Origin of the sequence: Parabacteroides sp. B2-S-102 (assembly GCF_023656665.1) — a bacterium.
GTDB classification, from domain to species: Bacteria; Bacteroidota; Bacteroidia; order Bacteroidales; family Tannerellaceae; genus Parabacteroides; species Parabacteroides distasonis.
The window spans coordinates 1-7,601 of record NZ_JAMOKM010000041.1 but is presented as its reverse complement, the minus strand read 5'-3'; the positions used below and the strand labels follow the sequence as shown (position 1 = coordinate 7,601).

At 45.3% G+C, this 7,601-nt stretch carries 6 protein-coding genes; all 6 read right to left on the bottom strand.

Annotation, left to right across the window (positions count from 1 at the left end; translation table 11 throughout):
- Positions 1-250 precede the first annotated feature (250 nt).
- The 6 genes from blaMUN to NBH07_RS22270 all read right to left on the bottom strand — a co-directional run bounded on the left by blaMUN (position 251) and on the right by NBH07_RS22270 (position 7,331).
- Positions 251-1,126 carry an MUN family extended-spectrum class A beta-lactamase gene (gene blaMUN / locus NBH07_RS22295; RefSeq protein ID WP_071121652.1) on the bottom strand — a complete coding sequence of 292 codons (876 nt, stop codon included), beginning with the start codon at positions 1,124-1,126 and terminating at the stop codon, positions 251-253.
- Positions 1,127-1,471: 345 nt separating this feature from the next.
- Entirely contained in the window at positions 1,472-2,776 is a 1,305-nt protein-coding gene (gene mobV, locus NBH07_RS22290) for a MobV family relaxase (protein WP_048927168.1), read from the bottom strand.
- Between the two features lie 216 nt (positions 2,777-2,992).
- Positions 2,993-3,970: a DUF8464 domain-containing protein gene (locus tag NBH07_RS22285; RefSeq protein WP_048927169.1), complete on the bottom strand. Its 978-nt coding sequence runs from the start codon at positions 3,968-3,970 to the stop codon at positions 2,993-2,995.
- A 274-nt stretch (positions 3,971-4,244) separates the two neighbouring features.
- Entirely contained in the window at positions 4,245-5,486 is a 1,242-nt protein-coding gene (locus tag NBH07_RS22280; protein ID WP_054350315.1) for a primase-helicase family protein, read from the bottom strand.
- Between the two features lie 200 nt (positions 5,487-5,686).
- Positions 5,687-6,076: a virulence RhuM family protein gene (locus NBH07_RS22275; protein WP_048927171.1), complete on the bottom strand. Its 390-nt coding sequence runs from the start codon at positions 6,074-6,076 to the stop codon at positions 5,687-5,689.
- Positions 6,077-6,098: 22 nt separating this feature from the next.
- Positions 6,099-7,331: a site-specific integrase gene (locus NBH07_RS22270; RefSeq protein ID WP_048927172.1), complete on the bottom strand. Its 1,233-nt coding sequence runs from the start codon at positions 7,329-7,331 to the stop codon at positions 6,099-6,101.
- Positions 7,332-7,601 lie beyond the last annotated feature (270 nt).

Genomic DNA, 7,601 nt, shown 5'->3' with positions numbered 1-7,601 from the left:
TTATTTTAGATTTTCAACGGTTTAATATAACCGTTTGAAGAATAAACATTTAACTGAGTATTTGAGAAACAGTGGTAACGAGTTAGCAACTGTGCTATTTTCAGCGTTTTGCGGTGCTATACTGTCAAATAACTCTTTCATTTGCAAAGTTATTACTTTTTATTGAAACGCACACTTTTCCGATATGAAATTTAACAAAAAGTCTCCAACAAATATATGTTAGAGACTTTGATTCATTACAATTGGATTTTTATTTATTCAAATGACGATAAACTATATTTGATATATCTGCCATTATTTTGGCGTTATCATCATCAGACTCACGAGAATCCTTTATCAAAACGACAATGTAGCACTTCTCACCGTTGGGAAGATATATCACTCCTGCATCTCCCTCGCTTATCTGTATGCCATCAGCAGTTCGGTTAGAACGTCCCGTTTTATGCCCAAATTTTATATCGGTAGGCAACCCCGCTATTAGTTTGTTCTTGCCAGACACACAATCAAGCATGGCTGTCTCTAAAAACGCAAAATGCTCTTTTGTCAAAATATTTTCTGTATGAAGTTTCTTGAGCAATTGCGCAATAGCTAATGGTGTGCTCCAATTGTTGTAGCATAACATAATGTCCGTATGCATGCTTTCCTCTGTCTCCGTGAAATTCATATCCTTTATCCCAAGAGATTTTATGTAGGAGTCCACTTTATCAATACCACCAACAAACCTTATTAACCAATCGCATGTGTTGTTGTCGCTAATCGATACTGTGTATTTGATTATATCCCTATAAGATATACGAATCCCTTGGTCGGGATATTTATCCCTTAACGGGCTATACGTGTTTTTCAGCATTTCTTTCTGTTTGATATACACCATTTTGTCCAGCGGAATATTCTCTGCTTCCATTTTTTTCAGAGCTGTCACTGCTATATGGAATTTGAATACACTCATAGTGGGATATTTGTCCTCGTTGGCAATGGCAATTATATCGTCATTATGGATAATTGCTACCCCGACAGACGCTTGCTTCCCTTTGATAATCTTTTCAATTTCTTGGGTCATGTTCTGCCCGAAAGCCATAATGCTGCAACAGCAACAAAGCATAACTGATAATAGCGTTTTTGTCATGTTCATTTTTGATAGTGGAACTTTTTGTTTCATATAGTTTTCTTTTTTGCTTCTTAGCCCAAAGAAGCGGATGCTCAAATGCAGAAACGTGGACTACCAATGCAACATTCTAAGTCGAAGGTCGTAGGAAACCTAAATGCACGAATGTAGTATAGCAGCCCACGCTATATGCGTGAGAACCACTATGCCATCCTTGTGCAGTGTCTTGAATTTCCTACGTTCTCGACTTACAAGAAAGCATAACGCTTCTTTTTCTTATGTCTTGGATAGAGTTGCCTCAATCCGAGTGCAAAAGTACAAAAAATCCGTGATATGTCATTCAACAATCACGGACTTTATTTTGATTTACAGTTGCATACCTCTGTTTTGTCTTGGTTTCGGTATTCCGATAGCTTCCCTAAACTCGTTCATCTTCTTTCTGAACCAGCTTATATGTGATACTCCATCAATCTTGAAATCGAACTTTCCATTTTCATCCTCTTTAATGGAGCAGACGGCACGTTGGGTTTCAAAGCCTTGGTTGAACTCGGAAGAATGTAGCTTGCCTTTTATGGGAACGTCCTTGAATGTGCATAATCTTCGGATAATATCGTCATTGAAGCCCAAGCGTTCACGCAGGAAATTTATTGTCGGTATCAGCTTCTCCACATATGGGAAGTAGCGTTTCACAAAGTCTGTAAACTCGGACAATTTGCGGTGTCGCAGCTCGTAAGCGTCTGTTATCTCCTGTATGTGTTTCGCCTGTTGCTGTTCCCTTTGTCGGGCTTCTTCTTGAAGTTCTGATACACGCTCATGCAGATTCTTGTTCTCCCTCTCCAGCGTCTTGACCTTGTTGCTGCCGAAAAAAGAACCGACACTCTCGGCTATGTTGGTCGCTGCGGTCGTGGCTGCGCCTTTCAGTTTCTCAGTCTGCACCTCTTTCTTGGCTTGGCGGAGTTCCTGCCGTGCCGCTTCTTTCCGCTCCTGCAAATCTACCACTTCCGCTTTGAGGCTATCGACAAGTTTCTGTGTGTCCCGATAATACTGCTGCGTGGACTTGTGCCGTGCCGTTGAACCGTCTATGCCACGCTGCAATCCGTACTTTGCCATCGCAATGGCGTAGGTATCTTGGTAGGTCTTCAATTTCAGCCGTGTCATAATGTCATCGGCACACAGTCTTACGGTGTCGGTCGGCTTCTTGCGGTAGCGTTTCTTTGTCTGTTCCTCCCGTTTCCTGCGCTTACGTTCCCCCTTTACGATTGGAACAAGGGTGATGTGTATGTGTGGCGTTTCCTCGTCCCGATGAAGGTGCGCAGCCACAATATTCTCCTTACCGAACATGAAGGCAAAGTAGCTCATGTTGTCGGCACACCACTCGTCCAATCTGCCTTCTTTTTCGATACGCTCCATGTCCTCATGCGTTCCCGACACGATGATGCGGATTGCCTGTACTTGGTTGTTACCGATTTTGCGTGTCAACCCTGCGTTTTCCAAACGGTGTTGGATGGCTGCTGTTCGGTCTTTCACTCCATCGGGATAGTCGATGAGTTTTCGGTTAAGATGCGTGCGAGTTGGATCGGCGTTCTTCGGTATGATAAAACGCTCGATGTGGGCGGTCGTTCCGCTGTCGGAACCGTGCGCCTTTTCCATATGTAATACGACAAATCCCATATATGGTTTTCCTTTCTTTTTTAGCTTGTGAAACAATGGTTGATTATTCTCCTGTACGGCTTCTGCCGTTGGCTTGGGAGAGTCCAGAGAGGTGCAACCTCTTTGGCTTATTGGGGAATTTTCAGCGTTGCTTGCAATGCGGCTCGGAAAATTCCCTAATAAGCTATGGTATTTTCCGCTTGTAAATATCCGCACGGCTGCAAGCGTTCTCACTCCCTACATCTTCAGCCCTCGCTTTTTCGGTGGCTGCATCATCCGCCTTGCGGATTGGACTTGCCTCTCCTGCTTCATCGGCTCTGCCGATTGGGACAAGGGCTTACCGCACAGGTAGTCGTTCAAGTCCTTATACTCACTATAGTGTATGGACTTGTCGGAAAGGCGTTCCCCGAACCTTGCTTGCAGATGCTCACAGGCTGTCCGTCCTGCCGTATCGTTGTCAAGGAAACAGCCGATTTGGGAATAGTCAGCCAATATGCCCTCCGCCTTTGCGAGATTGGAAACGGAGTTCAAGATGATATAATCCTGCGTGGTCAGTCGGGGGCATTGCGGATTGTTCCTCACACGGATGGAAAGGAACGAGAGGTAATCCATGAAGCCCTCGAAAAGATAACAGGTTGTCGGCTGTTCTCCACTTTGTCGGATATGGGTGATGTCCTTTGGAGCGACACAACCTTTGAAATAGCGGTTGCGCACCTCATAACCACCTGCCATATTCGGGAAACCGATGGCGAAGTATGGTCTGCCCTTGTTTTCAAAATGCAGTTCCTTACATTCCCTCTTGGCGAGTTCGGTGCTTATTCCTCGCTCCTGCAAATAGGATAATAGTACAGGAGAGGATAACTCCGAAACTTGCAGATGTCGGTACATCGGTTCTGAAACGGATTGCCGACCAAAAGAAAATGGTACATGGATGGCGGTGTGCAGATGCGGTGTCTGTTTGGCGATGCACTCCAACAGATACGGCACGTTGTCGGAGCGGTAGAGTTCCGAAGCCAATGCGATGATATTGCCACCCTTGCCGATGCCGAAGTCATACCATTGGTTGAGTTCGGTGTTTACCTTGAACGAGGCTTCGGCTTCCTCTCTCAGCGGTGACTTGTACCAAAGGCTGCTATCTTGTCGCTTGACGGGTGTGTACCCCAGACTTTGCAGATAGTCTGCTATTCTGATTTGTTTTGCTTCCTGTATTGTCATAATGTATATTCCTACGGATTTGATGATGGTTGATAAAGCGATGATTTGATGAACATATGGTTTAACACATTGATTTATATCTATATATCATCTCATCATTTATTCATCAAACCACTCACGAAAAGAGAAATTCATCGTTTACGGTGTCGGGCATGGTCTGTCCGTCCTGTTTTCTCCTTTCATCAGTGAGATACTTTTGATGAATGTTTGATGAGAATGTAAATATCTATATTTCAATATATTTATATACTTATTCATCATTTCATCAAAATAATCATAGTGTTTCCAAAAACGATTTTGTCACGGTGTAGAACCGTCCTGTCTTCCGCATGGGCGAATAGTGACAGTCACGGGTATAGTCCAACTGATAGGTGGTATAGGTAAGCGTGTTGGGTGCAGGATTAAGTTTCCAACACTCTTTCAATACCCTGCGTACTTGATGTTTCTCCACTTTTGCCTGTGAATACCGCAACAAAAGAAAAATATCGTTGCAGTCAAAAGAGAAAGTGTCCGTGCCTACACTTTCCATAATGTCAAGGATAAGCTCGTGCATCTCTATCTCCAATCTGTTGCGGTTGCTGCGGATAATCTTCTGCAAGGCTTCGGTATGCAGTAGTGAGGGCGTGAACCACATACGGCTTTTCTTTTCGGTGGATAGCTGCCTATGCTGTAAATGGTGGAGAAAAGCAGGTATCTCCGCTTTCAGTTTTTGCAGGAAGTCGGTATCATCCGACTGCAAGCGGTCTATCTTGCGCACCCAATAACGGGTTTCACCTGCATCAATGATGACAGGCAGGTACTCGTTGTTTGAACACAGCACGAATTTGGCGAAGAACGCAATTTCGTCACGGTCTTTGCCTTTGGCTTCCACCTTGTAGGATAGTGCCGTGCTCAGGTTCTTCAACCGCTCGCTGTCCTCCCGGCGGCTCAGCAATACTTCGTCCACCACGATAAGGAGTTTCCCAGCCCAGTCGGAATTGAACTGGCTGCGGAAATCCTCGTTGGTGTTGAATGTCACGTTATTCTGAAACAGGGCTTTCAGAAAATTGAGGAATGTACTTTTGCCTGTGTTGCGCTCCTCCGACACCAACAGCAGGATGGGCAACTTCTGAATGGGTTGCAGGTAGAGCAGTTGAAGATAGTCCATTCCCAACTCGTATTGCTCCCCGAAGATATGTTCCACCAATGAGCGGACAGAGGGGAAATCACCCTCTTGCGGTTGGTGGGGTATCGGCTCGTAGAGGTTAAGGAACTTGCCGATTACAGGCTGATAGCTGACGTGTTCGGGTACGGTGCAGAAGCCGTCATACTTGGGTACGCTGCCGATGTAGTCCTTGCCATAGTCTTGGCGCAGGGTCTCGTTGTTCCATGCGATGCGCTTCCTTACATACCCTCCGTTCAGTCTTGGCTGCTCCACAATCTTGTAGAGCGTTGTGCCGACACGGATAAACTCTTCCTTTGCCATGCCGCCATCTGTGGGCGGTCGGTGGCTGTCATTTACTTTGTTTGCTTCCATATTCCAATGATTTAAGTTTGAAAAAATGTCAGCTACAAAAGTATAATCAACTGTCGGATAAGTTGATACGCAAATCACAGCAGAACGCAGCAAAAAATACTTCGGGGCTGTTCGGGGCTGTAAAAACAAAAAATCCGAAGAAACAGAGCTGAAAACAGATGCTTCTTCGGGTGCGTGAGTATGTGTGAATGGCAATACGCCTATGCAAAGTATTTCGGATTTGCCGTATCAGTGATGTTCAGCGAAAAGAAGATGCCTGTTTTTTCTTTTCGCAAGTACAGTCTTTCAAGTATGGCTCTGCGAACCTGTTCCGCTCCGAATGTGTTGATGCGGAAAGCAAGGGCGATGATGGCTTCAAGACTGTAAACCTCCATGCTGCGTTTGTCCGACAGTTTGATGGTATGCTTTGTCTCATATTCCCTCAAAACACCGCTTTTACAAAGAGCCTTTATCCCTGCTCGGATTGTTGGGGCGATAACCCCGAACAACTCGCAGAGTTCCCACTCGGTCATGGCAATGGAGACTGTATCGGTCGGCAGGGCGATGTTGCCCTGTCCGTCCATCGTGATGATGCTTCGTTTCTCTTTCATCTGTATTCTTCTTTATGGGTTATCAAATGGCACTGCAAATGCTTTTCTCCATATCCCCCAACTTGTCGGACAACAGTTCCAAGTCCTGACTTATCTTTTGGGCGGTTATCTTCGCGTAGATTTGAGTGGTCTTTATGTTGGTATGCCCCAACAGGCGGCTGACGGTTTCAATGGGTACTCCGTTGGATAACAGTATGGTAGTTGCTGCCGAATGTCTTGCGACATGATATGTTAAATGTGTCTTTATACCGCACAAATCGGCTATGGCTTTCAGCTTTTTGTTGCAGGTCGTATTACTTGGCATGGGGAAAACCTTATTGTCCTTTGCCATCCCCTTATACTTCTCTATAATCTTTCGGGGAACGTCCAACAGACGGATATTCGATTCGGTGTTGGTCTTCTTTCTTCGGGTGATAATCCATAAGTTACCGTCAAAGAAAGTTTGCAGGTTGTCGGTGGTGAGGTTCTTGACATCGGAATATGCCAACCCCGTGAACACCGAAAACAGAAACAGGTCCCTCACAAGCTCGTGGGTCTTGTCGGGCATCTCGGTATTCATCATGGTGTGTATCTCCTCTTTCGTGATATACCCCCTGTCCACGCTTTCGGGAGAGTTGATATACCCTGCAAAGGGATTGAACGGCAGACGACCGTCATTTCTCGCTATGGAAATGATGTGCTTCAACACAATCATATAGCCCCAAATGGTATTAGTGCGGCATTTCTTCACCGTGCGCAGGAAATACTCGAAGTCGTTGATGAACGTGAGGTTTAACTCTTTGAGGGGAATATCCTCACGCTTGTATGTATGGGGCAGGAACTCCCGAATATGCTTGCAGACGGTTATGTACCGTTGGAATGTTCCTTTGGCACGGCTGTGTCCGACTTTCTTTGCAAACTCCGCATTGTGCTGCTCAAAGAGTTTCAGCAAGGTTTCCTGCTTGATACCGATACCGAGATAGGCATCTTTCAGTTTGGCAGCGGTCACATATCCGTCTGTCTGCATCAGTTCTTGGTAGCGGCGGTTCACCTCCACCCGAATCTTGTCAACCGCACGGTTGATTCTCTGCGCTTCGGCACTCTTGCCCGAAGCACGGTTGTTCTTCACATCCCACAAATGGGGTGGAACTTCCATTTTGCAACTGAACTGCTTAATCTCTCCGTCCACCGTAAGGCGGCACATCAGTGGCAGGTTGCCGTTGGGCTTTGCACTGCCTTTCTTCACGTAGAATAAGACCTTGAATGTACTTCGCATAACTCACTTCTTTTTTGGTGACAAAATTAGTTTACCGTGAGTTACCAACAGCTACGCAAAATTACGCAAATCGCAGAAAAACAGATGCTTATTCTGGAAGTTCACACATTACGGCAGTAATGATGTGGTAACTGAACTCTTGCGTTGTGTGGCTTTTGGATGTCTGCAAACGACCTTTTCCACATCAAAAGCAAAAGCGTAACGACCACTCTTTCAGTTGAATCGCTACGCTTTTCTCAAATTTACTTTTTAGCTATCTGTTTATTTTAA

Coding starts and splice junctions, on each gene's coding strand:
- blaMUN (WP_071121652.1), bottom strand. CDS start 1,126: ATGACAAAAACGCTATTATCAGTTATGCTTTGTTGCTGTTGCAGCATT.
- mobV (WP_048927168.1), bottom strand. CDS start 2,776: ATGGGATTTGTCGTATTACATATGGAAAAGGCGCACGGTTCCGACAGC.
- NBH07_RS22285 (WP_048927169.1), bottom strand. CDS start 3,970: ATGACAATACAGGAAGCAAAACAAATCAGAATAGCAGACTATCTGCAA.
- NBH07_RS22280 (WP_054350315.1), bottom strand. CDS start 5,486: ATGGAAGCAAACAAAGTAAATGACAGCCACCGACCGCCCACAGATGGC.
- NBH07_RS22275 (WP_048927171.1), bottom strand. CDS start 6,076: ATGAAAGAGAAACGAAGCATCATCACGATGGACGGACAGGGCAACATC.
- NBH07_RS22270 (WP_048927172.1), bottom strand. CDS start 7,331: ATGCGAAGTACATTCAAGGTCTTATTCTACGTGAAGAAAGGCAGTGCA.